This window comes from Extibacter muris, from assembly GCF_004345005.1.
GTDB classification, from domain to species: domain Bacteria; phylum Bacillota; class Clostridia; order Lachnospirales; family Lachnospiraceae; genus Extibacter; species Extibacter muris.
This window is the reverse complement of record NZ_SMMX01000015.1, coordinates 1-25,915: the sequence shown is the minus strand read 5'-3', so window position 1 is coordinate 25,915 and position 25,915 is coordinate 1. Positions and strand designations below refer to the sequence as shown.

Sequence of the window (25,915 nt, the reverse complement as noted above, 5' to 3'; positions counted from 1 at the left end):
TGTGACGAGTCAGTTATTGTACATCTATCCCGCTGACCATCTGATGCACATATTCTTTCGCCTGTTCCTTCGTGCACTCTTTCTTTTCCAGGTATTTCCACTCCAGTATGATCAACACGGCATCGCTGTATAGTTTTGCAGCCATTTTATCCGGTATCTTAAAGCGGTGCGAACAGGAACCGGCTTGAAATGCTTCTTCCATATTGGAAAGCAGATAGTACCGGATTTGGTTGATCAGATATTGGTCCGGTATATTGTTTTTCAATATTTTTTCAACCGTATCCAAATTACGGTCGAGGAAATCAAAACAGTTTTCCAGGAAAACATCCATGCGCATCCTGCATGTACAAGCGTCCGCGCAGCCGCTGTCAAGCTGCTTGCGGGCAGTTCTCAGGCAATACTCCAACAGATCATATTTGTCATCAAAGTAATTGTAAAAGGTTGCACGTGGCAGCATGGCCTGTTCACACAGCTCCCCTACAGCTATTTCTTCAAAAGATTTAGCAGAAAGCAGCATCAGCATAGCCTGTTGAAGGGAAGACAGCGTACGTGCCGCTCCAATCGTCATCTTCTTGGTAAAATCATATTTCATTTTGACATCTCCTTTGACATTTTATCAAATTTGTCCAGATTCTTGCATCTATATCAGATTGGCACTTGTATATCTGCTTCATTCATCATAAACTAAAGTCAAGATTTATACAAGTGCAAAAAAATAGCTATGTGAAAAATAAAAGGAGACTAGCATGACAAGAGAACATAAAATCAATATCAGCCGCAAAGAATGTATCGGCTGCGGGATGTGCGTAAAGGATTGCCCTGTAAACAATATCGCTGTTAAGGACAAAAAGGCGGTAATCAAAATGCAGAGGTGCCTGATGTGTGGGCACTGCGTCGCCGTCTGCCCCAAAGCAGCAGTATCGATTACCGGATTTCGTGAGCAGCCGGTAGAAATTGACAGCCCTGCCGTATTAGAACCGCAGCTGCTGTTAGACGCAATCCGGTCACGGAGGTCTGTCCGGCAGTTCAAACAGCAGCCAGTAGACGCGAAGGTCATAGAACAGGTCATAGAGGCAGGCCGTCTGACGCCAAGCGCTGAAAATGCACAGGATGTATCTTATATCGTCCTGCGTAAAGATATGGAGCGGTATGAGAAAATAGCAATCCGCTTTGCGAAGTGGATACTGCCTGTGATGAAGCTCATAAAGCCGAATGCACGCAATATAATCATAGACGACCACTTTTTCTTTAAAAAAGCTCCCGCAGCCATTCTGGTGCTGGGAAAGGATAAGATAAGCGCATCACTTGCCGCGTCTAATATGGAGCTGATGGCAGAAGCACACGGCCTGGGAGTCCTGTACAGTGGCCTGTTTGCCATGGCGGCGAACTATTCCTTTAAACTCCGGCGCAAGCTACATCTCCGTCATAAGAAAGTTGTAACGGTGCTGGTACTCGGCTATCCAAATGTACGCTACCGGCGCACGGTACAGAAAGAGGCGGCAGATGTATCAGAACATCTGCCGCCCGGATTGCTCTCGCTTAAGCGTCCATTTTCTGAGCCTTTTCTTTCTTGACGATACGGCTTAAGATAAAGGTTATGAGTGCACAGAGCACTGCCGCAGCCATAGCGTAAGCCCATGTCATGTTGTAGCCGGCTCTGCCGTAATTGTCCATCCAGCTTCCGACTAATGTATACATGAAGATGTCAGGCGTATAGCCGAGGCATGATGCGATACCGGATACACGGCCGCTCATGTTAAGAGGGATGCCGGCATCATCGTGCACCGCAAAGTACTGGCTTCTTACAGCGTAGATGAAGAAGAGGCCGACAAAGAAGTTGGCGACTACCATGACGCAGAGGGAAGCTTTTGACGGCATTACGATAAAGAGGCCGAATGACAAGGCAAGTCCGATGCAGCCCCCGATGATAACTTTGAAACGGGATTTGACCTTATCGGCAAGGAATCCTCCGACGATGCCGCCGGCTCCCTGGATGAGGTAACGGATACCGCCGAGCGTCGCGGCAGAGGCAGCGGACAATCCATAGAACTGCTGTGCAAAAGTGGTTGCATATGCAATGAGTCCGTACACGCTGTAGGCTGTGAATACGATCGCCACAAGCAGCCACACTCTCGGGATAAGAAGAGCCTTGAACATGCCTTTCGTGACTTCCACAAATGATTCGGGATTTTCTTCCTTCTTCGTGTCTTCGATAAAGATAAAGTTGAGGATACCAATGATGATGACTACGACAGAACATACTTTGATTGCCGCTGACGCGCCGGCAACTTCGTCTGCAAAGCGGGTAAATGCCGCTGTCATGCCGAATACGAGCAGCGCGTTCATGATACCGCGCAGACCCTCCTGCAATCCGAACAGACGGCCCTGCTCTTCGTCGTTACCGAGCATACGTGTCGCTTTGATGCAGGCGGACCAATATGTAATGATAGTAGAGATGCCCATAAGCACGAATATGACGCGGCTGATGGTATAGCCCGGGAACGTGGAGAACCAGAGCCCGAGGATACCCGTTGCAATGAAGGAAAAGGTAAGCAGCTTCCTTGCCGAGAACTTATCGGCGATGATACCACCTATAAAATAAGAGAATAGTGACATCGTTGCATATCCGGAAGAGAGCAGTCCCATCTGTGCATTGGAAAGGTTCATGGCATTCTGAATCGGCACATAGAAGGTCTCACGGATATAAGGTAATTGAAAGATGATTCCGGCACCTGTCGCAAGAAGGAGCAGGGTACCATACTTTTTAATAAAAGCTTTGTTCATGATTTCGCCTCCAGATTAACTATAATGTTGGTGGCACAGGCGCTGCAGTCGCCGTACCTGATATTAATGTAACAAAAAAAGAGAAAAGTAATGCCAAGGTGGCGTTACTTCTCTCATCACTCTTTGTAACTAATTGAAATCATAAAATATTTGTGGAAAAAAGTCAATCACTAAAAGGTTAAAAAACGAAATATAATCATTGTGCACAAAAATAGAAAATCAATAATATGAAAAATAACCAATTGACAATCTGGCAAGAATGGTTTTATACTATAGGCAGTTACCGAAAGAGATTTTCAGAGAAAAGTAACCAACGTGGCAGGCGTACTGCCCGTGTTGTGTTACTTTTCTTTTTTTTGTCTTATGAGATGCGATGCTATCTGTTGGGCAGGAGCCCTCTCTCTCTTTTGGTGAGGTATCAAAGAAAAAACGTGTTATTAATGAAAGGAGTCCAGTGTCATGGCAATTATTTCAAGAGAACAAATCGTAGAGGGGCTAGTCGATATCCTTGGCAGCGAACAGGTCGTAACAGACGAGCAGGTATTGAAGGAGAGCAGCCTCGACAGATACAGAAAATATGAGCAGGTATGTGAAGTGTATACACAGCCGATTCCTGCGGCAGTCGTATATGTAAAAAGTGCCGAAGAGGTATCCGAAGTGCTTACGTTTGCAAATGACAATGAGATAAATGTAGTACCAAGAACAGGACAGTCAGCCATTGAAGGGGGCCTTGAGACGGCTCTGAAGGACTCGGTAGTCATCGATGGTTCTACTATGAACAAGGTAATCAAGGTAGATGAATACAACATGCAGGTTACATGCCAGTGTGGCGTTCCTCTGCAGGAGCTGGATGACATGTTGAGAGAAAGAGGATATACGACCGGACATTCTCCGCAGTCCAAGCCTCTGGCACAGATGGGAGGGCTGGTTGCGACGAGAAGTATCGGACAGTTCTCGACGCTGTACGGCGGTATCGAGGATATGATCGTAGGTATGGAAGCAGTATTCCCGAACGGTAAGATATGCAGAATCAAGAATGTGCCGAGACGTGCGGCCGGACCAGACATCAGACACATAATCTGCGGGAATGAAGGAGCGCTCTGCTATATCACGGAAGTGACATTAAAGCTGTTCAAATGGCAGCCGGACAATAACCGTTACATCGGTTATATGCTGGATGACGAGTATATGAAGCTCGGGTTTGACTGTCTGCGAGAGGTCATGGTGGAAGGATATAAGCCGTCTTTCGCAAGGCTTTATGACGCGGCCGATGCCCAGCAGCACTTCAGCGCCTGGCTTCCGGAAGGAAAAGCTATCTTGATATGGATGGCAGAAGGTCCTGCAAATATTACTCCTGCTATCGAGGCAGGCATCAAAGAGATGATGTCCAAACATCCGGAACTGGAAGAAGTTGACCCGAAGCTCATCGAGAAATGGTATGGCGGCCTGAACTGGGGACCAGAACAGATCGCTGAGGAAAAAGAAGAAATCAAGGCCACGCAGAATATCGGCATCACGACAGAAGTATCGGGTAGCTGGGACAACATATATGACATTTATAAGACGGCCTGCGACAGGATACTGGAAGAAGTTCCGGATATGACCCTTATGGGCGGACATTCCTCTCACAGCTACATCAACGGTACAAACATGTATTTCGTATACTATTACAATATAGTAGATTGTGCGCCGGAAGAAGAGATCAACAAATACCATGACAGGATTAACCAGATCATCTGCGAACAGGTTATCAAATACGGCGGTTCCATCGTCCACCATCACGGACTCGGGAAGGCAAGAGCAAAATACGTGACACAGGAATACGGCTCTTCCTATTACATGCTCAAGACGCTGAAGCAGGCATTTGACCCGAACGGCATCATGAACATGGGGACGCTGATTCCGCTTAGAAAATAAGCCATGAAGATACTAGGGTGTTTTAAGATAGTTCCGGATCTGGATCTGATAGCGGAAGAAGACTGGATTGCAGATGGCCAGCTTCAGGTAGATACCAGCTATGCGAAGCTATCGTGGAATTGTTTTGATGAAGGAGCACTGGAAATGATGTTAAAGCTTTCTGATTTATCAGAAGGCTTTGATGTCGTGTATGAGTTGAATGCGCTGACCGTGGGACGGCAGCGGCACGAATCCTTTTTGAAGACGTTGTACGCGCTTAAGTTTGAACATGCCGTCCGGGTTGAGGCGGAAGAAGATCAGGACATCCGTTTCTGTCCGGAGATAATTGCAGAACTGGTAGCCGGATATATCGCTGGGACGTCACCTCAGGACGTCGTGGTTATGGGGATGCAAAGTTCGGAAGGGTGCAATATGAAGACGCCGCTGCTCCTGGCTGAAGCACTTGGGTGGCCGTGCATCACCGAGGTGACGGCCCTGGAACCGGTGGATGAAGGGCATCTGAAGGTCACGAGTGAAGAAGACGGACGCACGGCAGTACAGGTAGTAGGGGTTCCGTGTGTGCTTGCAGTGGGGAATGCCCCTTCGTCTTACCTGCGTGTTCCCACGCTAAAGGATAAGATGAAGCTGGGCAAGAAGCCGATTGAGCATATAGTGCCAGACTGGGAGCAGCTTCTGGAGAAGGAACAGAACGTGGAGCTCACAGAGCTCGCGGCAGTGGAGGAAAGACGAGATGCAGTGCTCATTGAAGGCGGCACTCCGGAAGAGAAGGCCAGGGAACTATATGAGTCATATTTGAAAGGAAGGCTTGAAAAAATATGAGATATCATTGTATCATAGATGCATACTCCGAGGACATTATCCGGCAGATGGAGGAACTCTATGCTTTTAAAACGGCTTTCCTCCAGGAGGCGGAGGAAGGCGTATCCTATGTCCTCTGCCGAAACAGGACAGTAGTGGAGAGGCTTGGCAGGCGCATATCGGGCAGTGCCGTTGCCATCATTGCAGAAGACTATTCTCCGGAGAGCGTGCTGGAAGCACTCGGCAAAGAGACAGATTTGGAAGATATATATATATTTGGCAGCGGTATCTGCGGGACAGAATTATCCGTGCGGCTGGCGGCCCGGATGAAGGGCAGTTCGGTGGCGGCGGTCCACGGCCTTGAATGGAAAGAGCATGTGACGGTAAAGAAAATGGTCTATGCAAGCCACATGGAAGGGACGTTCCGAATGAAAAAAGGCCCTTATTGCATATCGCTGGCCAAGGGGATGGACAGGCAGGAACTGGAACACGGTACATTCCATATTATGAAAGAAATGCAATGCACAGGTCTGCCGGAATCCGTGGTGTCCAGAAAGACGACGGCCAATGAAGCCGCAGGAGGACTAGACGAGGCGAAAGTCGTCATAGCGGCGGGCAGGGGAATCAGGAATAAAGAAAATGCTGATTATCTGCGGGAGACGGCCAAGGCGCTTGGCGGCGAGCTTGGGGTCAGCCGCTCGGCGGCGATGAATGCGTGGGCTCCGATGAACAGGATGATAGGCGTATCCGGGGCCATGCTGCAGCCGGATATCTGTATCACGGCAGGCGTGTCCGGGGCAGCCGCATTCTATGCAGGGATAGAAAAGAGCAAATTTATCGTCGCTATCAATACGGACGGACAGGCGCCAATCATGAAGAAGGCGGATGTCGCGGTGGCGGATGATTTCGTACCCGTAGTAAAGGCTTTGCGGGAGCTGGCAGAAAGGTAGAGACAGGGGACAGGAATATGAGACGATTGATATATCCGATGAGGGAACAATACGAAGAATATCTGATAGATGAATCCAAATTTTCCGGATATGCGGACAGCATTTCTTTTCCGGAGAGCGAAGAAGAGATACAGGAGGTGCTCCGGGAACTTGAAGCGGCGCACATTCCAGTGACCATACAGGGGGGGAAGACCGGAATCACCGGTGCGGCCGTGCCTGAAGGCGGGCATGTCATGAACCTGTCCCATATGAATAAGGTAAAAGGCAGCCTCCTGCTTGAAGATGGGACAGGAAGGATAACCGTGGAGCCGGGTATCAATCTGATTGATCTTGAGAAAGAGATTGGGGCGGCTTTCCGCAAGGCGCCCCAGTTCTGGCCGCCAGACCCGACGGAGACTTCAGCCACCGTCGGGGGGATTGCGGCGACCAATGCGCAGGGTATCAGCCGGCTGCTGTATGGACCCGCCAGGAAGTATATCGAGTCTGTAAGACTGGTGGCTGGTGACGGGCGCGTCCTAACCGCAGAGAAAGGCCAGAAGCTGGCACTTCCTTCCGGCCGTGTGATAGACTGGATAGACGTGGTGATGGGAAAAGAAGGAATCACCGGAGCTATCAGCGAGCTGACGCTCAAGCTGCTTCCGAAGCCGGAAGGCATCTGGGGCATCGCCTTCTTCTTTGGCAAGGCAGAAGAGGCAGGGAGGTTCGTCGATATCCTGAAGCAGGACATGCCTGCGTGTGAACATGCGGCTGTGGCAGCGGTCGAATATATAGACCGGGCGGCGATGGATCTGATTGAAATGCACAAAGGGACCATGACGAAGATCAAAGAGCTTCCGGATGTCGGTGAAGAGACAGAAGCTATGATATATGTAGAGCTCCACGGAGGGGAAGAGGAGATCGAGCTGCTCGCGGAATCTCTGATGGAGGCTGCCATGGTGTGCGGCAGCGACCCGGATGAGGCGTGGGCCGTATCAGGCGAGACGGATGTAGAGAAGCTCCATGCGTTCCGGCACGGAGCAGCTGAAACTGCGAATCTGTATATAGAGGAGGTCCGCAGGCAGGATGGGCGTATCACAAAGCTTGGAACAGACATGGCCATTACGGACATGGCATTTTCCGAAGTTCTCGCCGATGTGAAGTCGGATCTTGAAAACGAGGGTCTGAAGGGGTGCATGTTCGGGCATGCGCTTGAGAACCATCTGCATGTCAACCTGCTGCCTGATGACTACCGCGACTATGAAAAGGGAATTGCGCTGATCAGAAGATGGGCAGCCAAAGTCAGAGAACGCCACGGCCAGGTGACAGGAGAACATGGCATCGGTAAGCTGAAGCTCAGGATTCTGGACGGGCTGCTGCCTCAGCAGTATATTGAGCTGTGCGCGGAACTGAAAGACGAGATGGATGCAGGTAATGTATGGAACAGGGGAAATATCATCAGCGGGGAGGCAGGCAGCCGATGAAGATTGCAGTATGTATGAAACAGGTGCCCGCGGCTTCCGAAGGAAATATGGATCCTGACACAGGCGTACTGATACGGACAGGGCTTGAGGCAGTTGTCAACGTATATGATCTGGCGGCGCTGGAAGCCGCCCTTCGGTTAAAAGAAGCATATGGAGCCAAGATCCATGTGTTCACGATGGGGCCCGAGAAGGCGGAAAGCGTGCTGCGCGAAGCATTTGCCATGGGGGCGGATGAGGGCTTCCTCGTCTGTGACAGGGCATTCGCCGGGGCAGATGTGCTTGCTACATCCTACACGCTGAAACAGGCGATCGAATCCGTGGGATCCTATGATCTGATTCTGTGCGGAAGGCAGACGACAGACGGAGATACGGCGCAGGTAAGCGGAGCCCTGGCAAAGTGGATGGACACCGCGCATGTCAGCTGGGCGTCAGAAATAGCGGATATATCCCATAATGCAGTAAAAGTACGCTATAATATGGATAACCGTATGATAGGCGCGCTGGTGCAGCTGCCATGTGTCATATCAGTAGAAAAGGATGCATTCATACCGAGAATGCCTTCCCTGAAGCTTAAAATCAGCGGAAGGAAGAAGGAGATATATACGCTTTCTCTGCAGGACCTTCCGGACCATGATGAGGAACATTACGGGCTGAAAGGTTCCGCCACGAGGGTCCGTAAGATATTTCCGCCGGAACGTTCGAAGAGGCAGGAACTTGTGAGCCTGGATGGAGAGAAAGCGGCAGAATATATATTGAAGATACTAGATTCAGACGTACAGGAGGAACGGATATGAGACAGGCAGACACGAAGGCATGGTCCGGGATTCTTGTATACATCGAATGCAGGCAGGGCAGGGTCCATCCGGTAGGGCGTGAGCTTCTTGCGGAAGCAGGGCGGCTTGCGGCAAAGCTTGGGGCTGATGTATATGGAGCGGCTTTGGGAAGCGGGGTGGAGGCAATTGCCGGACAGCTCTCAGGCTGCCCTCTGTCAAGGCTTTATCTGTATGAGACAGAAGACGAATATAGCCCTTTCCATTATGAAAATCTGATGACGGAATGCATAGCTCGCGTAAAACCTTCTATCGTCCTGATTGGAGGAACCCAGGAAGGCCGTGCGCTTGCCCCCCGTCTTGCGGTGGCCTTCGAGAGCGGCCTGACGGCAGACTGCACCTCGCTAGACATCGATGAAGAAGGCTGCCTTGTGCAGGTCAGGCCCGCATTTGGCGGTAATGTGATGGCCAGCATCGTGACCCGTTTCACGAGGCCGCAGTTTGCGACGGTGCGGCCTGGAATCATGGAGGAGCTCTGCGTGGAATCGACCGGGGAGCCGGAGATAATCAGGGCAGCCGTAAGGCAGGCGGAGAATACGTTCCGGATACTGGACGTGGAGGAGAGAGAAGTATCCGGCGGCATAACGGACGCACGGCTTCTGGTCGTGGCAGGCAGAGGAGTAAAGAAGAAAGAAGACCTTGAGATGCTAAAAGAGCTGGCCGCACTGCTCGGCGGAAAGCTTGCTTCGAGCCGCGCGCTTGTAGAGAAAGGCTGGATGCCGCCAAAATGCCAGATTGGGCTGTCTGGCAGCACGGTAAGCCCGGAGTATATGATTACGTGCGGCGTTTCGGGAACCGTGCAGTTCATGGCAGGCATGAGACATACGAAAAACATTATTGCGGTCAATACAGACCCGGGTGCCAGGATATTTGAGATTGCCCATTACCCGATATGCGGCGACTTGTATGAGATAGTGCCGGCGATGCTTGAGAGGATTCGGGCCGGGAAAGGTGATGATTTGGATGAGATTCACATATAATTTGGACCAAAAAGAGATAGAGGAGGCCCTTCTCGACCTGAACTGGCGCAGAGAAGGCAGGTTCCGTACGGCCAACCTGTGGATACTTAGCATCCTCGGGGCCCTCGTGCTGATTGGGTACATTAGGAATCCGGACCAGTTCTACTTATTTCTGATATTATCGTTTGTCATACTGACGCTGCTATATATGGCTTATGGTACGTCATATGGAAGAAAGAGGCGGGCGGGCAAGATGGCTGCCAAGGGTGGAGAATACCGGCTTGAGATTACGGAATCGTACATCAAATCGGGGGATGATAATGAGAAGATAAAGCTGGACGGCAAGAAGATGCAGTTCCTCTGCTCGGAGCATGTCCTCGTCATCCGCGTGGACCGGGATGTATATACGATTCCGAGGCGGATACTGGGAGACGGTGACCTCGAAGGCCTGAAGAGGATTGCAGGCTTGCTTGGGTGCAGCTTTATAAATATAGTAGTAGGAAAGGAGTGACAGTATGGAAGCGGAAGTTAGAGAGAAGACAGTAAAACTATCATTGAGGAAAGGGGTATTCTTCCCGCCGTGGCTCTTGCTCGTGGCGATGGTTGCCGTAAGCCTGACCAACGGCGACGCGTTCATGGCGGGGCTGAATACGGTGACGAACTGGATACTCGGCAACTTTGCGTGGGCGTTCAACCTGACTACAGTGGGCTGTGTCATCACGGTCATCGTGGTATACTTTTCCCCGCTTGGGAAGGTGCGTTTCGGAGGCAGCAAGGCAAGGCCGATGATGAAGTTCCTGGATCTGGTATGGATCACGCTCTGTACGACGATCGCTGCGGGCATTCTGTTCTGGGCGTGCGCGGAGCCGCTGTACCATATGAATGCTCCGGCCGTGGCCGAAGGAGTTGAGGCAGGAACGGCAAGTTCTGCACTCTTTGCCATGAAGACCATGTTCCTCGAGTGGACCTGGTCCCCATATGCGATATACACGGTGGCTACTTTGATATTTGCTTTTGTGTTTTATAACATGAACCAGCCTTATTCTATGGGGTCTGCGCTTGTGCCGGTCTTTGGGGAAAAGGTAAAGCGGTATAACGTAATCGTAGATGTCATCTGTCTGTTTGCGCTTGTGGCCGGCATGGCGGCATCACTTGGAACCGGTACGATGACGATAGCCGGCGGCGTGGAGAAGGTGTTTGGAATCGAGAGCGGGCCGGCGTCATGGGGAATCATCATTGCCGTCATCGTAACGACATTTATCATATCAAGCATATCCGGCATCATGAAAGGTATCCGCGTGCTGTCATCCATCAATGCCAAAGTATATATGGTCCTGCTGCTGTTCCTGTTCGTATTCGGGCCGACGGCATTTATGCTGAATTTTTCTGTGGAATCCTGGGGAGCATATATACAGGACTTCTTCAAGATGAGCCTTATGACCGGCGACATCTTCCAGGACGGCTGGGCCAAGAGCTGGCCCATATTCTACTGGTGCAACTGGCTGGCATGGACTCCGATTACGGCAGTATTTCTCGGGAAGATACTGAGAGGCTATACGATAAAAGATGCCATCAAGTGCAATTTCGTCATACCGGCGGTATTCAGTACCATCTGGATGGGGCTCTTTGCGACTGCATCTATCTATTATGAGATGAACGGTGCCGGGCTGTATGACACATTGCTGGACAAAGGGACGGAATCGGTCGTGTATGCGGTATTCGACCAGCTGCCTCTGGCGGTGATTGTCATACCGTTCTATTTGTTCATCGTGTTCATATCCTTTGTCACGGCATCCGATTCTAATACGAACGCTATGGCGGGTCTGTGCACGAACGGCATCACCCAGGATGAGCAGGAGTCGCCGGCATGGCTTAAGATTGTATGGGGAATCTCTATTGCGCTCATGACATGGCTGCTGATCAGCTTTGCGGGAATAGACGGAATCAAGGCAGCGTCTAATCTGGGAGGCTTTCCGAATATGTTCCTAATCCTCATCATGATAGCCGGATTGTGGAAGATCAGCCGGAATCCGCAGAAATATGATGTGCACAAGGAAGACTATGACAGCAAGGGGCGTCCTATCGAGACACCACGGCTGCCTATTGAAAAGGAGTAAAGAATGATGTCTTTGACAAAAGAGTATTTTATGGAAGCCACGGAAGCCTGCCCGGTCATCCCGGCTGTCAAAAATGAAGAATGGCTGGAGGGCTGCAGAGAATCAGAGTGCGGGATCGTGTATATCATTTATGGCGACATCTGTACTATTGCTGATATTGTCAGGAAGGTAAAGGAGATGGGCAAGAAAGCGATCGTGCATGTGGATCTGATCGTGGGCCTGTCTTCTAAGGAGATCAGCGTAGATTTCATCCAGAAGTATACGGCAGCCGACGGCATCATCAGCATGAAGCCTGCGCTTATCAAGCGCGCGAATGAACTTGGCATGTTTACGATACAGAGGTTCTATATGATGGATGCCCTTACTTATGCCAATATCGTAAAGCATGTCAAGAACTGCAATCCGGACGTCGTGGAATTTCTTCCGGCGGGGCTGCCGAAGGTCATACAATATCTTTTGGAAGAGATAGACAAGCCGGTCGTGGCAAGCGGACTCATCCTGGACAAAGAGGATGTGATGGGAGCGCTGAAAGCAGGCGCTTTCGCCGTGTCTACCACGAACCGGCAGATGTGGGACTGTTAAGAGTAAGGAGAGTAAGATGAGAGCAGACAAGGAATGTTATGCATGCTGCGTGAACAAGGCGGTGACGCTGCTTGGGCAGTACGATGTACCGGAGCATACGGCGGCGGAGGTGCTTGAACGCATAAGAGGGAGGCTCTGCCGGGCGGGAGAAGATGCTTCCGCACCGGTGCTCATGGCACAGGCAATGCGCATGCTGGGGGAATTGACGGGTATCACAGATGCGTTTGACCTGCCGAAGAAGAAGTACAATGAACTGCTGCTTGGGAGGGAAGAAGCGATATTTGACGAGGTGATGGGCGAAGAGGACAGCTTTTCTGCCGCTCTGCAGTATGCCATAACCGGCAATTACATAGATTTTGGAGCTATGGCGGAAGTAGAGGAAGAGAAGCTTGACGGACTGCTATCCGACCGGTCCGGGATGAGGCTTGACCAAGAAGAAGCAGCCAGGCTTGAACAGGAGCTTGCAAGGGCATTACGGCTCGTATATATCACCGACAATGCCGGAGAGATCGTGCTTGACAAGATATTCCTGCGCGTGATGAAAGAACGGTATCCGAACCTTCAGATAACTGTGCTTGTACGGGGGATGCCGGTCCTGAACGATGCGACCATGGAAGATGCAGAGCTTGTCGGTATAGATAAGTTGGCTGCCGTCATGACAAATGGAACGGATATCCCGGGAACCCCGATGGACGGTATCAGCCGGGAGGCACGGGAAGCAATGGATGCTGCCGACCTGTGCATCGCCAAGGGGCAGGGGAACTTTGAGACGCTGCGCGGCTGCGGGAGGAATATTTACTATCTGTTCCTGTGCAAATGCGAACTGTTCGTCAAGAAGTTCCAGGTAGCGCGCTTTACGCCGGTTTTAAGCAATGAGAAACGGATTGTACAATATGCATAAAAAGCATATGCCACTTTTAAGTATAATCACGATATTGACAAATGATATAACAGGATTTACAATGGACATAGTTACTAAAAGAGCGGAAGAGAGAGTAACTTTTACCCATGCGTAGTGGGTGGAAGTTGCTTTTTTTGCTTTGTAGGAAGATGCATCCCAGCTTCCGTCCGGCTTTTCTGATTCTGTTGTGCGCAGACGGAATCGGCTGAGCTCTTTTTCAATAATAATCACAAATATATGGAGGTATTCAAATGAGTTTAAATATCAATGATTTTTCTATGGACTTTTTTTCACTGAAAGGTAAAAATGCGATTGTCACAGGCGGTAACAGCGGTCTGGGACAGGCATTTGCGCTTGCACTTGCCAAGGCGGGAGCCAACATCTTTACCTTTGCATTTGTGGATGATGACGGAACGACACAGAAGCTCATCGAAGACTGTGGTGTTAAGTACACATTTATGCAGGGAGATCTGACGGAAGATGGCATGTGTGACAAAGTTGCACAGAAGTGTGTGGAGACATACGGAAGCATCGACATATTGGTCAACTGCGCAGGTATCTGCAAGATTGCCGATGTGCTCGACTTCGGAAGGGCAGAATGGGATCCGATGATTGCCATCAACCTGACCGGTGCCTTTGACTTGAGCCATGCAGCTGCAAAATACATGATTCCGCAGAAGAGCGGTAAGATAATCAATATCTGCTCCTTATTCTCCTTCCTTGGCGGACTCGGCTCTCCTGCGTATGCAGCTATGAAGGCCGGCCTTATGGGACTTACGAAAGCTTACGCAGATGAGCTTGGCAAGTACGGCATATCTGTGAATGGCATCGCTCCTGGATATTTCCAGACGGCGATGACATCAGGGACAGGTAGTGCGAACGACGAAAAGTACAACAAGATTAAAGACCACATTCCGGCCGACCGCTGGGGCGAAAGGCAGGATCTGATGGGCGCTACCGTATTTCTTGCAAGCCAGGCGTCTGATTATGTGAACGGAACGGTACTGGTTGTAGACGGCGGGTACCTTGTAAGGTAGTAGACACAGGCAGCATTACTAGAAAACATGCTTAATGAAGCACGAATGCTCCATAAAGCATAGACGAAGAAAGAGGTTTGGACCAATGAGTGAGAAATATATCATCGGAGTAGATGAAGGATCCCAGAGCGCGAAGATTCTTATCTTTGATACGAAGGGAAATATCGTATGCGAGGGAAAGCATCCGCTGAAGCCTTATAACCTGCCGGAGCCGGGACTTGTAGAGCACCCGGATGACGACTGGTGGGACGCCATCTGTGAGGCGGGCAGAAAATGTATGGCCAGCTTTCAAGGCAGTACAGAAGATATCGTAGGAATCGGCCTGTGCACCATCCGTTACTGCCGTGCTTACCTGAAGGCGGACGGGACGCTTGCACAGCCGGCGCTGAGCTGGATGGATGTGCGTGTGGCGCAGCCATACGAGCATAAGAATCCGGATATCAAATATATCGTGGCGTCTTCCGGCTACATCACCCACCGGCTGACAGGCGAATTCAAGGATACGGTTGCCAATTACGAGGGCGTATGGCCGATAGACGTGGACAGGTGGGACTGGTCGGATGACCCGGCAGCCTATGAAGCGACAGGAATGCCAAGAGAAATGCTTTTTGACCTCGTGATGCCGGGGGATGTGCTCGGCTATGTGACAAAGGAGGCTTCTGAAGCGACCGGATTCCCCCAGGGGCTCCCGGTCGTGGCCACCTCAAACGACAAGGCGGTGGAAGGGCTTGGAACCGGCTGCATGGGAGATACGACGGCGTGCATATCCCTCGGCACCTATACGGCAGCTATGATGGAAGGGAAAGAGTTCTTAAGAGATACGAAGTGCGTATGGCCGAAATTCTCTTGCGTGCCGAACAAATACCTGTACGACAGCAACGGGATCCGCAGAGGAATGTGGACGATCAGCTGGTTCAGAGATATCCTTGGGGACAGCTACATACAGGCCGCCAAAGAAAAAGGGCTTTCCGCAGAAGAGCTTTTGAGCGAAGAGGCGGAGAAAGTGCCGGCAGGCTCTGACGGGCTGATGACTGTGCTGGACTGGCTCGCTCCGGTAGATGCCATGTACAAGAAAGGCATCATGATAGGATTTGACGGAAGGCATACAAGAGGGCATATCTACCGTTCCATACTGGAAGCAGTAGCGCTGACGATGAAGAAGCATCTGGACGATATGACGGAAGAGATGGGCGTAACGCTCGACAAAGTCATCATCACCGGAGGAGGGTCCAACAGCGACCTGTTCATGCAGATATTTGCGGACGTGTTCAACATTCCGTCCGTGCGCAATGAAGTCAACGGCGCGGCCGGCCTCGGCTCCGCAATCTGCGCGGCAGTAGCCGCAGGTATCTACGGAAGCTTCGATGAAGCAGTAGCCAATATGGTAAGAATCAAGGACAGCTTCACGCCAGATCCGGAAAAGGTAGCATTTTACGAGAAGATGCTTCCGATATATACAGATATCACAAATCACACGGATGATATATTAAAGAAATCGTATGAACTATTTCATTAATTTTGAAAGGGAAATTTGAAAGGGGTCAGACCCCCTTGGGCCATAGGGGTCAGCCCCCTATGCCCAAGGGGGGGTCTGACCCCTTTCGCGAGGTGACGTGCATGAAACCACTTATTTTGATTACGAACGACGACGGTGTCCGGTCTCCCGGCCTCAGGGCGGCAGCAGAGGCGGTGGCAGACATAGGTGATATCCTGATCGCAGCCCCTCACACGCAGCAGACGGGGATGGGGCGTGCATTTCCGAGGGCAGAAGATACGGGCATGATTGAGGAAGGGACGATTGAGATTCGTGGCCGGTCTGTCCCGGCTTACGCTGTCCACGGCTCGCCTGCTCTGGCGGCAGCCCATGGCATATTGGAACTGGCGGGACGTAAGCCTGACCTTTGCATCAGCGGCATCAATTACGGGGAAAATATGGGAGCCGTGCTGACATGCAGCGGCACGCTGGGGGCAGCGTTTGAAACGGTGAGCCATGGCGTGCCAGCCATAGCGGTGTCACTGGAAGCAGACTTGGACATACAGCGTTCCAACGAGTTCCAGGCGGTAGATTTCGGGCCGTCCAGGGAACTGCTACGCACATGGACGGAGCGCGTTCTGGAGGGAGGGATGCCCAAGCATGTGGATATACTTAACATCAATGTGCCCGCAGCCCCGCGCCATCCGGGCGCGTACCGCATCACAACACAGAGCCGGCAGAATTATTTTGAATTTATCCGTCCTGGAAAGCGGAATCTGCGCTGTCCGTTTGCCCTTCGGTCGCGCCTATATGTCGATGAAGAGACGCTGGAGAAGAATAGCGACATCTATGCGGTTTATGTCGATAAGACTGCATCAGTGACACCTGTCAATTTCGTAATGTCGGTAGATATGGAACCCTGAGATACATAACGACTATAATTAACATATGATATAGCCTGAACCGGCGCTGCAGATTGATGCCGCGCATCAGTTCGGGCTATATCTGCATCTGTACGGGATTTCGGATATTATAACCGGTCCTTTCACTTATACATGCTTTTATGATATGATTAACGTGATTAATTCACAAAAATATCATAAATGTCTGCTATGATTAGAAAAATGTGAGTAAATGATATGCTGCGGAGGTATGTTACATGGATAAGGTTAAAATATTAGTGGTTGACGATGAGAGCAGGATGCGCAAATTAGTCCGTGATTTTCTTGGGCGGGAAGGATACACGGTACTGGAAGCCGGGGACGGCATGGAGGCGATGGAGCTATTCTATGAACACAAAGACGTCGCACTTGTCATTCTGGATGTCATGATGCCGAAGATGGACGGCTGGCAGGTGTGCAGGGAGATTCGCCAGTCCTCGCAGACGCCGATCATCATGTTGACAGCCAGGTCTGAGGAGCGGGATGAACTTCAGGGATTCGGACTTGGGGTAGATGAATATATATCTAAGCCTTTTAGCCCGAAGATACTTGTGGCAAGGGTCGAGGCCATTCTCCGGCGCTCGCATGTGCTTGGATTGGAAGAAGTGACGGATGCGGGAGGAATCCGGATCAACAAAGCAGCTCATGAAGTAACAGTGGGAGGAGAGCAGGTAGACTTAAGCTACAAAGAATTTGAGCTCCTCGTATACTTTGTGGAGAACGAAGGAATCGCCCTGTCTAGGGAAAAGATACTGAACAATGTGTGGAATTATGACTATTTTGGTGATGCGCGTACGATAGACACCCATGTCAAGAAGCTCAGGAACAAGCTTGGAGAAAAAGGGAATTATATTAAGACCATCTGGGGGATGGGCTATAAATTCGAGGTAGAAGAATAGATGAAACGTTCAATCAAGAAGCAGATGATAGCGGTGTTTGTCGGACTCACCATATGCCTGCTGCTCGCGCTCGTAGTTATCAATGTACGGTTCCTGGAACCGTATTATATCAGCAACAAAGAGGCCGAGTTTATCAGTATGTATGAGAAGCTTGCAGAGTCTGTCCACAGTGGTACGTGGAAAGGCGAAGACGCCCAGACGGAGCTCAGGCACATGGCGGAAAAAGGGAATCTATCCTTTCTCCTTATGAATATAGAGACAAAAGAAGGGATATATAATGTTCCGGATATCGACATGCTCAATGACCAGCTGACCGGCTATCTCCTGGGGCAGGCGCAGAAGGAGAGCAAGGTGCTGGAGAGTGCTGAGGAGTACCAGATTGCCCAGTACAAAGATCCGAGGACTCAGACGGAGTACATCGTCCTGTGGGGATCTGTCGACGGAAAGTATAATACGTTTTTAAGGAGTCCTCTGGAAAGTATCAAGGAGAGCGTATCCGTATCCAACCGATTCCTCCTCTATATCGGAGGAATCGTAACATGCATCTGCATCTGCCTAGTCTGGTACTTTTCAAAACGGCTGACAGACCCTATCAAGGAGCTGGCCCTTCTGTCTGAAAGGATGGCGGACCTGGACTTTGACGCCAAGTACAAAAGCGGCGGAGAGAATGAGATCGGAGAGCTCGGAGCGAATTTCAACAGGATGTCGGAGAAGCTTGAAAGCACCATCTCAGAACTGAAACGGGCCAATAACAGCCTGCAGAAGGATATAGAGCAGAAAGAGAAGCTGGAGCAGATGCGCAATGATTTTCTCGGCAATGTATCCCACGAGCTTAAGACGCCGATTGCCCTTATCCAGGGATATGCCGAAGGGCTGAAGGAAGGGGTCAGTGACGATCCGGAGAGCCGGGAATTCTACTGTGACGTCATTATGGACGAGGCAGGCAAGATGAACCAGATGGTCCGCAATCTTCTGACATTGAACCAGCTGGAATTCGGAGATGAAGATATACAGTTCGAGCGTTTTGATATCAGAGAGCTTATACAGGGCGTTCTCCAGAGCATGGAGATTATCGCGCAGCAGAAAGAAGCCCGGGTCAATTTCTGTCAGGAGGAACCGGTATACGTATGGGCGGATGAGATTAAGACAGAGCAGGTTGTACGCAATTATGTGAGCAATGCATATAACCATCTGGACGGCGATATGGTTGTGGAAGTTAAGGTAACCGTGAGCGGAGATAAAGCCAGAGTCAGCGTTTTCAATACAGGGACACCGATACCGCAGGAAGATATCGCCCACATATGGGACAAGTTCTATAAGGTAGACAAAGCCCATACGAGGGAATACGGGGGAAATGGAATCGGCCTGTCCATCGTCAAAGCCATAATGGAGTCACTCCATCAGAAATATGGGCTGCACAATTATGATAACGGTGTGGAATTCTGGTTTGAACTGGACGTTAAATAATGGTACACTATATCCTATAAGGAAAGGATGGGCGTTATTGTGATTGCGATTATTGACTATGATGCGGGAAATATAAAGAGTGTGGAGAAGGCCATGACGCTTCTCGGCCAGGAGGCGGCCGTAACGAGGGATAAAGATACGGTTCTGTCTGCGGACAAGGTGATACTGCCCGGGGTGGGCTCCTTCGGCGATGCGATGGGGAAGATAAGGCAGTATGGGCTTGAGCCGGTCATACGGCAGGTGGCAGAGAGCGGTACTCCTTTTCTCGGAATCTGCCTCGGCCTTCAACTATTATTTGAACAAAGTGACGAGAGTCCCGGAGTGCCGGGGCTTGGGATTCTGAAGGGGAAGATTCTGCGCATACCTGAAGCGGAGGGGCTCAAGATTCCCCATATGGGATGGAACTCTCTGGCATTCCCCGTGAGAGGCAGGCTGTTTTCGGGGCTTGCGGAAGAGCCATACGTATATTTCGTGCATTCGTATTATCTGGAAGCAGCGGATGAGCAGATCGTAACGGCAGTGGCAGAGTACGGGACGCGGATCCATGCCTCCGTGGAGCAGGGAAATGTATTTGCCTGCCAGTTCCATCCGGAGAAAAGCAGCGATGCGGGCCTTTACATATTAAAGAATTTTGTGGAATTATAGACGGAGGATACATATGCATACAAAGAGAATCATTCCATGTCTGGATGTAAACAACGGAAGGGTCGTCAAGGGCGTGAACTTTGTAGACTTAAAAGATGCCGGAGACCCGGTGGAGATAGGGAAGGCATACGACGCGGCAGGGGCGGACGAACTGGTATTCCTGGATATCACGGCTTCCTCTGACGCGCGGGAGACGGTCGTCGATATGGTACGGAAAGTAGCGGAGACTGTGTTCATACCGTTTACGGTAGGCGGCGGCATCCGCACGGTGGACGATTTCAAGGCGCTGCTGCGGGAAGGGGCGGATAAGATATCTATCAATTCTTCTGCCATCAATACGCCGCGTCTCATATCGGATGCCGCGGACAAGTTTGGAAGCCAGTGTGTCGTAGTAGCCATAGATGCCAAGAAGAGGCCGGACGGAGGCGGCTGGAACATATATAAGAACGGCGGACGCGTTGATGTCGGGATGGATGCGCTTGAGTGGGCCTCGCAGGTAGAAAGGCTAGGGGCAGGAGAGATCCTGCTTACGAGCATGGACTGTGACGGGACAAAAGGGGGCTATGACCTGGAACTTACCCGTGCTGTTGCCGATGAAGTATCCATACCTGTCATCGCCTCGGGCGGTGCGGGGACGTTGGAGGACTTCTATACGGCGCTTACGGACGGACGGGCAGATGCCGCGCTGGCAGCCTCCCTCTTCCATTACAAAGAGCTGGAGATCAGGGAAGTAAAAGAATATCTGAGGGAAAAAGGTCTCTCGGTACGACTCTGACACATCGGTGCCGGAAGCTGAGAATAACGTACAGTATGATAAAATGATAAGGAAATGAGGTAGCATATTATGGCAGCAATTCATAATGACTGGCTGGAAGCATTGCAGGGGGAGTTTAAGAAGCCTTATTATAGGAAGCTGTTCCAGACGGTGAATCAGGAATATAAGACAAGGCTGATATTTCCGCCTGCGGATGATGTATTCAATGCATTCCACTTTACACCGCTGAAGGATGTGAAGGTCGTCATACTCGGGCAGGATCCATATCACAATAACGGGCAGGCCCACGGCCTGTGCTTTTCGGTAAAGAAAGGGGTGGAAGTTCCACCGTCGCTTGTGAACATATATCAGGAGCTTCACGATGATCTCGGCTGTACGATTCCAAACCACGGATGTCTTACGAAATGGGCCGGACAGGGCGTGCTGCTTCTGAACACCGTGCTGACCGTACGGGCGCATCAGGCCAATTCTCACAGGGACATCGGATGGGAACAGTTTACAGATGCCGCGATTACGGCACTGGACGCCCAGGACCGTCCGATTGTATTTATCCTGTGGGGGTCTCCGGCGCAGAGGAAGAAGGCGATGCTGCATAACCCGAAGCATCTCATCCTGCAGGCGCCGCATCCGAGCCCTTTGTCCGCATACAGAGGATTCTTCGGCAGCAGGCCATTTAGCAGGACGAATGAATTTCTGAAGGAGAATGGGCTGGAGCCGATAGACTGGCAGATTGAATAGGCCATAACAGGAGGGGGATACATATGGAACAATATTATGATTTATTGATAATCGGTGCAGGCCCTGGCGGGTATGTGGCTGCAAAAAAAGCAGCAAAGCTGGGAATGTCCGTGGCCGTGGTTGATAAGGATGAACTGGGAGGTACGTGTATCAACCGGGGATGTATCCCGACCAAGGCACTCATACATGCCGCGTCCCTGTTCCGTGAGATGCGGGAATGTGAGCAGTTCGGCCTGTCTGCCGGAGAGGTAGTGTTTGATCTCCGTAAGATATATGAATACAAAGATCTGTCTGCGGCGGAGATGAGGGCGGAACTGGAACGGGAATTTGCCCAGGCCGGGATCCGGTTTATCAAAGGGAAGGCTGTCATCCAGAGTGACCGCAGGGTGCGCGTTGTATCAGATGGAAATGATACTGCATACTATAAAGGAAAGTATATTCTGATAGCCACAGGCGCAAAGGCGAACATGGTGGATCTGCCGGGCATCGACCTGCCGGGCGTCATGACGAGCGAGGAACTGCTGACGGCAAATGAGAGCCAGTACGCAAAGCTTCTTATACTTGGAGGCGGCGTAATCGGATTGGAGCTTGCTACGGTGTTCAACGCGCTAGGCACGGAAGTCACTATAGTGGAAGTGTCAGACCGGCTCCTGCCGAATATGGACCGGGAGTTTTCAGATGTACTTGAGGAGATACTGGCGCACAGGGGGATACGTATCTATAAGGAAAGCATACTGGAAAGGGTGGAGAAGCATGGTGACAACATCAGCTGCCAGTTCGTGTGCGAGGGAAGCAACCAGGAGATAGAGGTCAATGCGCTTCTCGTATCCGTCGGAAGAAGCGCCAATACGGAAGGCCTGTTCGATCCGGATGTGTCAGTGAAGATTGACAATGGAAAGATAGTGGTAGACGACTTTTACATGACGAGCATGCCGGATGTCTATGCGGTGGGAGATGTAACCGGAGGCATACAGCTTGCCCATGTGGCTTCCGCCCAGGCGACATATGTCGTAGAGCGGATGAATGGCGTACAGCCTTCGGTTATAATCGAGATGGTGCCAAGCTGCCTGTTTACGCCGATTTCCATCGTACCAAGCTGCCTGTACACGGATCCTGAAATCGCGTCGGTCGGAATAACGGAAGAAGAGGCCAGAAAAAAAGGCGTGCCGGTGCGGTGCGGACGATATACGATGAGCGTGAACGGCCAGGCAATCATCTCGAAAGAAGAGAAGGGATTTATCAAAGTGCTGTTTGCGGCAGACAGTGATGTGCTGCTCGGGGCGCAGGTGATGTGCCCGCGCGCGACGGATATGATAGGAGAACTTGCCACGGCGATTGCCAACGGGCTTACGTCCACACAGCTCATGTACGCCATGCGTGCACATCCCACATTCAATGAGGCCATATCCTGTGCGGTGGAGAACAGCAGGGAAAGTAAGAGCAGATGGTAGAAGGCCGGGCTGTTCCATGATTGTGGAAGAATAAGAAGTGTAAACTTATTGAACTGCTGATGTTCAATATGTATAATAGTTATAGGTGTGAAAGGCAAGAAGGGAAATGGAGGGCCAGTTATGGAATTAAAACAGACAAGAACTCTTATGGATGTCCGCAGAGGGTTTTTAATGACAGTTCTTAGTGTAAGCGTCGTAGCCATACTTATAGCAGGCATAGTATCAAATTATTTCTTTTACAGCATTCCGATATTCACAATATGCGTATTTGCGATATTCATCGTCATGCTGTCGATATTTTATGATATCTATATCAATTCAACGTATCGTATCTTCCTTGTGGACGGAGAAGTATATATCTATTATCCGACCTATAGTTCAAGAGCCGGGAATGAATTCATCTTCTACCGTGTAAAAGAAGTTGAATACTCAACGGTAAAAGGCAGCTCCATCTTGTTCAGCGGAACGGTAGAGGTAAGGACGGAAGGCGTCGAGCGGGAAGGGATGAAAGAAGTGGCAGACCCGAAGGCGTTGTTCGAGGATGTATTCTCCGGAGAGACTTATAATATCCAGAAGAGATTCCGTATCTCAAGAATATTTGACAATGAGAACGAACTCATGGGACTGCTGTCAGAGAAGCGTAAGAAATAGGGGGTTAGTGAAGTGGACGCCGCTGGGGAGGCATGGGGCATCTGCTCCGATGCGTCCGGGAACTGCGACTATCACACAGATTCCTAAGCCTGTGGAATGTTCGCCGATAGCGGCTCTCATCCCACAAGCCAAGGAATCTGGTGAGGATTCTTACGTCCCTTCCGCTTAGACCTTCGCATCTGTCCCATACCTCCCCATCGGCTATCTACTTTACTGGCACGGGCGGGAGCGGCTGTGCAACACTATTGGCTGATGGAAGTGCTTTGGTTGTGTCAATCTATCAATATAGCGCTAAGTGAGAAGTAATCGTAATGAAGAAGAGCCGGAATCCGGTACGGGGATGTTTATGAGATGACATCCCCTGCCTGATTCCGGCTCTTCTTGCAGCAACGGCGTGCACGCCTCGCTGCAAACGTTCAACAACGACCATATGCATACTGTTCATATATGAAGTTTGCGATATTTTATCAGCCAGCTCACGCAGCCAGCAGCTTTATGCTGGCCAGTAACGTCCCACAGCCGCCCTCGCCCTTGTTAAGTGAAGTAGATAGCGGGCGGGGAGCCGGGTGGGAGATGCGCAGGTGTAAGCGGGAGAGGCGGAGAATCCTTTCCGTAGCCTTTATCCTGCGGGATGTAAGCCGCTATCGGCGCGCATTCCGCAGGGTTAGGGATACGTGAAATAGTCGGAGTCTCGTACGCATCGGAGCAGATGCCACCCGGCTCCCTGTCCGCGGTCTGTTTTACTAAACCCCCCCTTTAATAGATAACCAGCACATCCCCGATTTTCAGCTGTTCTGTGGAAACGGAGGGGAAATAATCGGGAACGCTGCTCTCCTTAAGCATCTTTTCTATACGCTCCGGCGCCGGTTCAAGCGCCTGTCCTTCCTTCCAGATGACAAGCTCTTCGTTGAACGGCCCTTCGTATCTGATAGTGCGGCAGTGGCTGTCAACGTCTTTTCCTCCTACTGTCACGCCACCATATTCCACTTTTTTAGCCGTAGTAAATAGAAAGCTCTGGGAACGGATTAACACAGGAAAACGTTTCTTGCTGCTGTCAAGCATTGTTGTCAGGGCAGAAGGAGAACCAGCCGCTATCACACCGTCGCAATACTCCCTGCCTTCTGCATCTTTGTCGCCAGACATAAGATTTCCCGCTGATAATGCTGATATGGCCTTATTGCTCTCTATCGTACAAAAGATATCCCCGTTCGACAGTTCATACAGTTCCGTGACCTTGATATCTTCGGCATGTATGGCCGAGAGTTCAGCATTGATATACGGTGCCGGTATGAGCAATAGGGCAAATATCGGTACCAGTATGAAGATGATGATGAGCTGACGGCGGGTGAAGCGCCGTTTCACATTGCGGATAAACGCAATATCATCCTTCAGTTCCGGGTCTAGTGCGATCTCGGGCTTTTCCGGCAGGTTCTCCTGCATGGCCTCGTACATTTCACGGCAGCTTTCGCATGTACGAAGATGTTCTTCGACAGATACCTTCGTCTGCTCGCTGCAGACGCCATCGGTATATAATGGCAGCAGATCTTTTATCAGATCACAATGTAATCTGCTCATATAATGATTCCTCCCTTCTATTCGTCCGCCAATAGTTCCCGTATCTTAAGCCTGGCCGTGTGATAAGTGACCCTGGCCCATGTTTCGCTGTGGCAGAAGATATCTCCGATTTCCCGGTATGTGAGCTCGCCAAGCGTCCGCAGCAGAAAGACTTCCTTGTATGGTTCATCTAGGGTATGCAGCGCCCTGTATATGGAACGTGTCGTCTCCTTCTTCAGAAATGTCTGTTCGATGTCCACGGAAGAGGGCAGTACAAACATTTCTCTGTCAACCGTGTATTTCTGTCTGCGCAAGTGTGAGATATATAGATTTTTTGCTATCTGGCAGAGCCAGGATTTCATAGTACAGCTGCCCTGGAAGTGCCGGATCTCTTTTAAGGCTCTAAAGAATGAATCTTGTGTTATATCTTCCGCAAGCGCGGGGCTTTTGCTCAGCGTCAGTACAAAGAGATATACGTCTTTAAAGTACCGGCTATATATTTCTTCAAAATCTATGTCCAACTATCTTCCCCCTTCCCTGTGGTGCCTGACATCATGTAATACAAGTATACTTGATATGCCATTACACGCACGAGAATACAAAATGTTACAGATAATTGGAAAATATTAATCGTGCACAGTTTGACTGTTAGGAGACAAAATGTAACTATATAAGGACTTACGGTCAATAAGAGATTAAAATAGACAGAGAGTATGTATTTCCCTTTTTGGAAAGAATAAGTAAAAATAATATGAGTTATTTGTACAGTATGCACTAAAAAATACCGTAAATTTTAGGGTTATAGTTTAAATTGTAAGAATGTATTGACTTTGCCCTTGGGGAAATCTTTTACAATGCTGAAAGACCAACTATTAAAAGTCAAGTAGATAATTAAAAAAAGTAAAAAGAAATTTTCTGGTAAAAAGAGCACGACAATAAGGCCTGCTATCATGCAAGCCAGAACTGGGATATAAGGAGTTACGCT

The 25,915-nt window shown here is 50.3% G+C and carries 27 protein-coding genes; 22 read left to right on the top strand and 5 right to left on the bottom strand.

Annotated elements, in window-relative coordinates:
* Window positions 1–13: 13 nt before the first annotated feature.
* Window positions 14–592 carry a TetR/AcrR family transcriptional regulator gene (locus E1963_RS15045; protein ID WP_132279645.1) on the bottom strand — a complete coding sequence of 193 codons (579 nt, stop codon included), beginning with the start codon at window positions 590–592 and terminating at the stop codon, window positions 14–16.
* A gap of 154 nt (window positions 593–746) precedes the next feature.
* Here E1963_RS15045 and E1963_RS15040 point away from each other — a divergent pair, with 154 nt between their 5' ends.
* Entirely contained in the window at window positions 747–1,574 is an 828-nt protein-coding gene (locus E1963_RS15040) for a nitroreductase family protein (protein WP_132279642.1), read from the top strand.
* On the opposite strand, the gene E1963_RS15035 is transcribed toward E1963_RS15040, so the two are convergent.
* Window positions 1,540–2,784, bottom strand: a complete 1,245-nt coding sequence (locus tag E1963_RS15035) for an MFS transporter (RefSeq protein ID WP_132279639.1) — start codon at window positions 2,782–2,784, stop codon at window positions 1,540–1,542. The two genes, E1963_RS15040 and E1963_RS15035, sit on opposite strands and share 35 nt — an antisense overlap.
* Window positions 2,785–3,243: 459 nt before the next feature.
* Here E1963_RS15035 and E1963_RS15030 point away from each other — a divergent pair, with 459 nt between their 5' ends.
* The 21 genes from E1963_RS15030 (at window position 3,244) to E1963_RS20235 (ending at window position 23,545) form a co-directional block, all read left to right on the top strand.
* Window positions 3,244–4,701 carry an FAD-binding oxidoreductase gene (locus E1963_RS15030; RefSeq protein WP_132279636.1) on the top strand — a complete coding sequence of 486 codons (1,458 nt, stop codon included), beginning with the start codon at window positions 3,244–3,246 and terminating at the stop codon, window positions 4,699–4,701.
* 3 nt (window positions 4,702–4,704) lie between these two features.
* Window positions 4,705–5,520 carry an electron transfer flavoprotein subunit beta/FixA family protein gene (locus tag E1963_RS15025; protein ID WP_132279633.1) on the top strand — a complete coding sequence of 272 codons (816 nt, stop codon included), beginning with the start codon at window positions 4,705–4,707 and terminating at the stop codon, window positions 5,518–5,520.
* Window positions 5,517–6,449 (top strand): electron transfer flavoprotein subunit alpha/FixB family protein, encoded by a 933-nt coding sequence (locus E1963_RS15020; RefSeq protein ID WP_132279630.1) that lies wholly within the window; start codon window positions 5,517–5,519, stop codon window positions 6,447–6,449. Before E1963_RS15025 ends, E1963_RS15020 begins: the two co-directional genes overlap by 4 nt.
* A gap of 17 nt (window positions 6,450–6,466) precedes the next feature.
* Window positions 6,467–7,909 carry an FAD-binding oxidoreductase gene (locus E1963_RS15015; protein WP_132279627.1) on the top strand — a complete coding sequence of 481 codons (1,443 nt, stop codon included), beginning with the start codon at window positions 6,467–6,469 and terminating at the stop codon, window positions 7,907–7,909.
* On the top strand, window positions 7,906–8,703 hold the full coding sequence (locus E1963_RS15010; protein ID WP_132279795.1) for an electron transfer flavoprotein subunit beta/FixA family protein: 798 nt from the start codon (window positions 7,906–7,908) through the stop codon (window positions 8,701–8,703). The genes E1963_RS15015 and E1963_RS15010 overlap by 4 nt, the downstream gene beginning before the upstream one ends.
* Window positions 8,700–9,719 (top strand): electron transfer flavoprotein subunit alpha/FixB family protein, encoded by a 1,020-nt coding sequence (locus E1963_RS15005; protein ID WP_132279624.1) that lies wholly within the window; start codon window positions 8,700–8,702, stop codon window positions 9,717–9,719. The genes E1963_RS15010 and E1963_RS15005 overlap by 4 nt, the downstream gene beginning before the upstream one ends.
* Window positions 9,703–10,209, top strand: a complete 507-nt coding sequence (locus E1963_RS15000) for a hypothetical protein (protein ID WP_243117755.1) — start codon at window positions 9,703–9,705, stop codon at window positions 10,207–10,209. The genes E1963_RS15005 and E1963_RS15000 overlap by 17 nt, the downstream gene beginning before the upstream one ends.
* Before the next feature lie 4 nt (window positions 10,210–10,213).
* Entirely contained in the window at window positions 10,214–11,815 is a 1,602-nt protein-coding gene (locus E1963_RS14995) for a BCCT family transporter (RefSeq protein ID WP_132279618.1), read from the top strand.
* Window positions 11,816–11,821: 6 nt separating this feature from the next.
* A complete protein-coding gene (locus E1963_RS14990) occupies window positions 11,822–12,397 on the top strand; it encodes a glycerol-3-phosphate responsive antiterminator (protein WP_132279792.1) in 576 nt (191 codons plus the stop codon).
* 16 nt (window positions 12,398–12,413) lie between these two features.
* Window positions 12,414–13,298 (top strand): damage-control phosphatase ARMT1 family protein, encoded by an 885-nt coding sequence (locus E1963_RS14985; protein WP_132279615.1) that lies wholly within the window; start codon window positions 12,414–12,416, stop codon window positions 13,296–13,298.
* Window positions 13,299–13,549: 251 nt separating this feature from the next.
* Entirely contained in the window at window positions 13,550–14,335 is a 786-nt protein-coding gene (locus E1963_RS14980) for an SDR family oxidoreductase (RefSeq protein WP_132279612.1), read from the top strand.
* A gap of 85 nt (window positions 14,336–14,420) precedes the next feature.
* The gene (locus tag E1963_RS14975; RefSeq protein ID WP_132279609.1) at window positions 14,421–15,851 is read left to right on the top strand and encodes an FGGY-family carbohydrate kinase; all 1,431 of its coding nucleotides are present in this window, start codon (window positions 14,421–14,423) and stop codon (window positions 15,849–15,851) included.
* A gap of 101 nt (window positions 15,852–15,952) precedes the next feature.
* Window positions 15,953–16,732: a 5'/3'-nucleotidase SurE gene (surE, locus tag E1963_RS14970; protein WP_132279606.1), complete on the top strand. Its 780-nt coding sequence runs from the start codon at window positions 15,953–15,955 to the stop codon at window positions 16,730–16,732.
* Window positions 16,733–16,968: 236 nt separating this feature from the next.
* Window positions 16,969–17,649: a response regulator transcription factor gene (locus E1963_RS14965; protein ID WP_132279603.1), complete on the top strand. Its 681-nt coding sequence runs from the start codon at window positions 16,969–16,971 to the stop codon at window positions 17,647–17,649.
* The gene (locus E1963_RS14960; RefSeq protein ID WP_132279600.1) at window positions 17,650–19,116 is read left to right on the top strand and encodes a sensor histidine kinase; all 1,467 of its coding nucleotides are present in this window, start codon (window positions 17,650–17,652) and stop codon (window positions 19,114–19,116) included.
* Window positions 19,117–19,155: 39 nt separating this feature from the next.
* Window positions 19,156–19,761: an imidazole glycerol phosphate synthase subunit HisH gene (hisH, locus tag E1963_RS14955; RefSeq protein WP_132279597.1), complete on the top strand. Its 606-nt coding sequence runs from the start codon at window positions 19,156–19,158 to the stop codon at window positions 19,759–19,761.
* A 13-nt stretch (window positions 19,762–19,774) separates the two neighbouring features.
* Window positions 19,775–20,536, top strand: coding sequence for an imidazole glycerol phosphate synthase subunit HisF (hisF, locus tag E1963_RS14950; RefSeq protein ID WP_132279594.1), 762 nt, complete (start codon window positions 19,775–19,777; stop codon window positions 20,534–20,536).
* A gap of 69 nt (window positions 20,537–20,605) precedes the next feature.
* Entirely contained in the window at window positions 20,606–21,274 is a 669-nt protein-coding gene (locus E1963_RS14945; RefSeq protein WP_132279591.1) for a uracil-DNA glycosylase, read from the top strand.
* Window positions 21,275–21,297: 23 nt separating this feature from the next.
* Window positions 21,298–22,725 (top strand): dihydrolipoyl dehydrogenase, encoded by a 1,428-nt coding sequence (gene lpdA, locus E1963_RS14940; protein ID WP_132279589.1) that lies wholly within the window; start codon window positions 21,298–21,300, stop codon window positions 22,723–22,725.
* A gap of 120 nt (window positions 22,726–22,845) precedes the next feature.
* On the top strand, window positions 22,846–23,376 hold the full coding sequence (locus E1963_RS14935; protein WP_132279586.1) for a hypothetical protein: 531 nt from the start codon (window positions 22,846–22,848) through the stop codon (window positions 23,374–23,376).
* A gap of 7 nt (window positions 23,377–23,383) precedes the next feature.
* Window positions 23,384–23,545, top strand: coding sequence for a hypothetical protein (locus E1963_RS20235; protein ID WP_207669410.1), 162 nt, complete (start codon window positions 23,384–23,386; stop codon window positions 23,543–23,545).
* A 587-nt stretch (window positions 23,546–24,132) separates the two neighbouring features.
* Here the strand turns inward: E1963_RS20235 and E1963_RS14930 are convergent.
* The 3 genes from E1963_RS14930 to E1963_RS20230 all read right to left on the bottom strand — a co-directional run.
* A complete protein-coding gene (locus E1963_RS14930; RefSeq protein WP_132279583.1) occupies window positions 24,133–24,951 on the bottom strand; it encodes a zf-HC2 domain-containing protein in 819 nt (272 codons plus the stop codon).
* Between the two features lie 17 nt (window positions 24,952–24,968).
* Window positions 24,969–25,451, bottom strand: a complete 483-nt coding sequence (locus E1963_RS14925) for an RNA polymerase sigma factor (protein ID WP_132279580.1) — start codon at window positions 25,449–25,451, stop codon at window positions 24,969–24,971.
* A 278-nt stretch (window positions 25,452–25,729) separates the two neighbouring features.
* On the bottom strand, window positions 25,730–25,915 hold a 186-nt coding region (locus tag E1963_RS20230; protein ID WP_207669409.1), incomplete at its 5' end, for a hypothetical protein.

Coding starts and splice junctions, on each gene's coding strand:
- E1963_RS14930 (WP_132279583.1), bottom strand. CDS start 24,951: ATGAGCAGATTACATTGTGATCTGATAAAAGATCTGCTGCCATTATAT.
- E1963_RS15040 (WP_132279642.1), top strand. CDS start 747: ATGACAAGAGAACATAAAATCAATATCAGCCGCAAAGAATGTATCGGC.
- E1963_RS14985 (WP_132279615.1), top strand. CDS start 12,414: ATGAGAGCAGACAAGGAATGTTATGCATGCTGCGTGAACAAGGCGGTG.
- E1963_RS14935 (WP_132279586.1), top strand. CDS start 22,846: ATGGAATTAAAACAGACAAGAACTCTTATGGATGTCCGCAGAGGGTTT.
- E1963_RS15020 (WP_132279630.1), top strand. CDS start 5,517: ATGAGATATCATTGTATCATAGATGCATACTCCGAGGACATTATCCGG.
- E1963_RS15045 (WP_132279645.1), bottom strand. CDS start 592: ATGAAATATGATTTTACCAAGAAGATGACGATTGGAGCGGCACGTACG.
- E1963_RS15035 (WP_132279639.1), bottom strand. CDS start 2,784: ATGAACAAAGCTTTTATTAAAAAGTATGGTACCCTGCTCCTTCTTGCG.
- E1963_RS14945 (WP_132279591.1), top strand. CDS start 20,606: ATGGCAGCAATTCATAATGACTGGCTGGAAGCATTGCAGGGGGAGTTT.
- E1963_RS14995 (WP_132279618.1), top strand. CDS start 10,214: ATGGAAGCGGAAGTTAGAGAGAAGACAGTAAAACTATCATTGAGGAAA.
- E1963_RS15030 (WP_132279636.1), top strand. CDS start 3,244: ATGGCAATTATTTCAAGAGAACAAATCGTAGAGGGGCTAGTCGATATC.
- E1963_RS14965 (WP_132279603.1), top strand. CDS start 16,969: ATGGATAAGGTTAAAATATTAGTGGTTGACGATGAGAGCAGGATGCGC.
- E1963_RS15015 (WP_132279627.1), top strand. CDS start 6,467: ATGAGACGATTGATATATCCGATGAGGGAACAATACGAAGAATATCTG.
- E1963_RS14960 (WP_132279600.1), top strand. CDS start 17,650: ATGAAACGTTCAATCAAGAAGCAGATGATAGCGGTGTTTGTCGGACTC.
- E1963_RS14990 (WP_132279792.1), top strand. CDS start 11,822: ATGTCTTTGACAAAAGAGTATTTTATGGAAGCCACGGAAGCCTGCCCG.
- E1963_RS15005 (WP_132279624.1), top strand. CDS start 8,700: ATGAGACAGGCAGACACGAAGGCATGGTCCGGGATTCTTGTATACATC.
- hisF (WP_132279594.1), top strand. CDS start 19,775: ATGCATACAAAGAGAATCATTCCATGTCTGGATGTAAACAACGGAAGG.
- E1963_RS14975 (WP_132279609.1), top strand. CDS start 14,421: ATGAGTGAGAAATATATCATCGGAGTAGATGAAGGATCCCAGAGCGCG.
- E1963_RS15010 (WP_132279795.1), top strand. CDS start 7,906: ATGAAGATTGCAGTATGTATGAAACAGGTGCCCGCGGCTTCCGAAGGA.
- surE (WP_132279606.1), top strand. CDS start 15,953: ATGAAACCACTTATTTTGATTACGAACGACGACGGTGTCCGGTCTCCC.
- E1963_RS15025 (WP_132279633.1), top strand. CDS start 4,705: ATGAAGATACTAGGGTGTTTTAAGATAGTTCCGGATCTGGATCTGATA.
- lpdA (WP_132279589.1), top strand. CDS start 21,298: ATGGAACAATATTATGATTTATTGATAATCGGTGCAGGCCCTGGCGGG.
- E1963_RS15000 (WP_243117755.1), top strand. CDS start 9,703: ATGAGATTCACATATAATTTGGACCAAAAAGAGATAGAGGAGGCCCTT.
- E1963_RS14980 (WP_132279612.1), top strand. CDS start 13,550: ATGAGTTTAAATATCAATGATTTTTCTATGGACTTTTTTTCACTGAAA.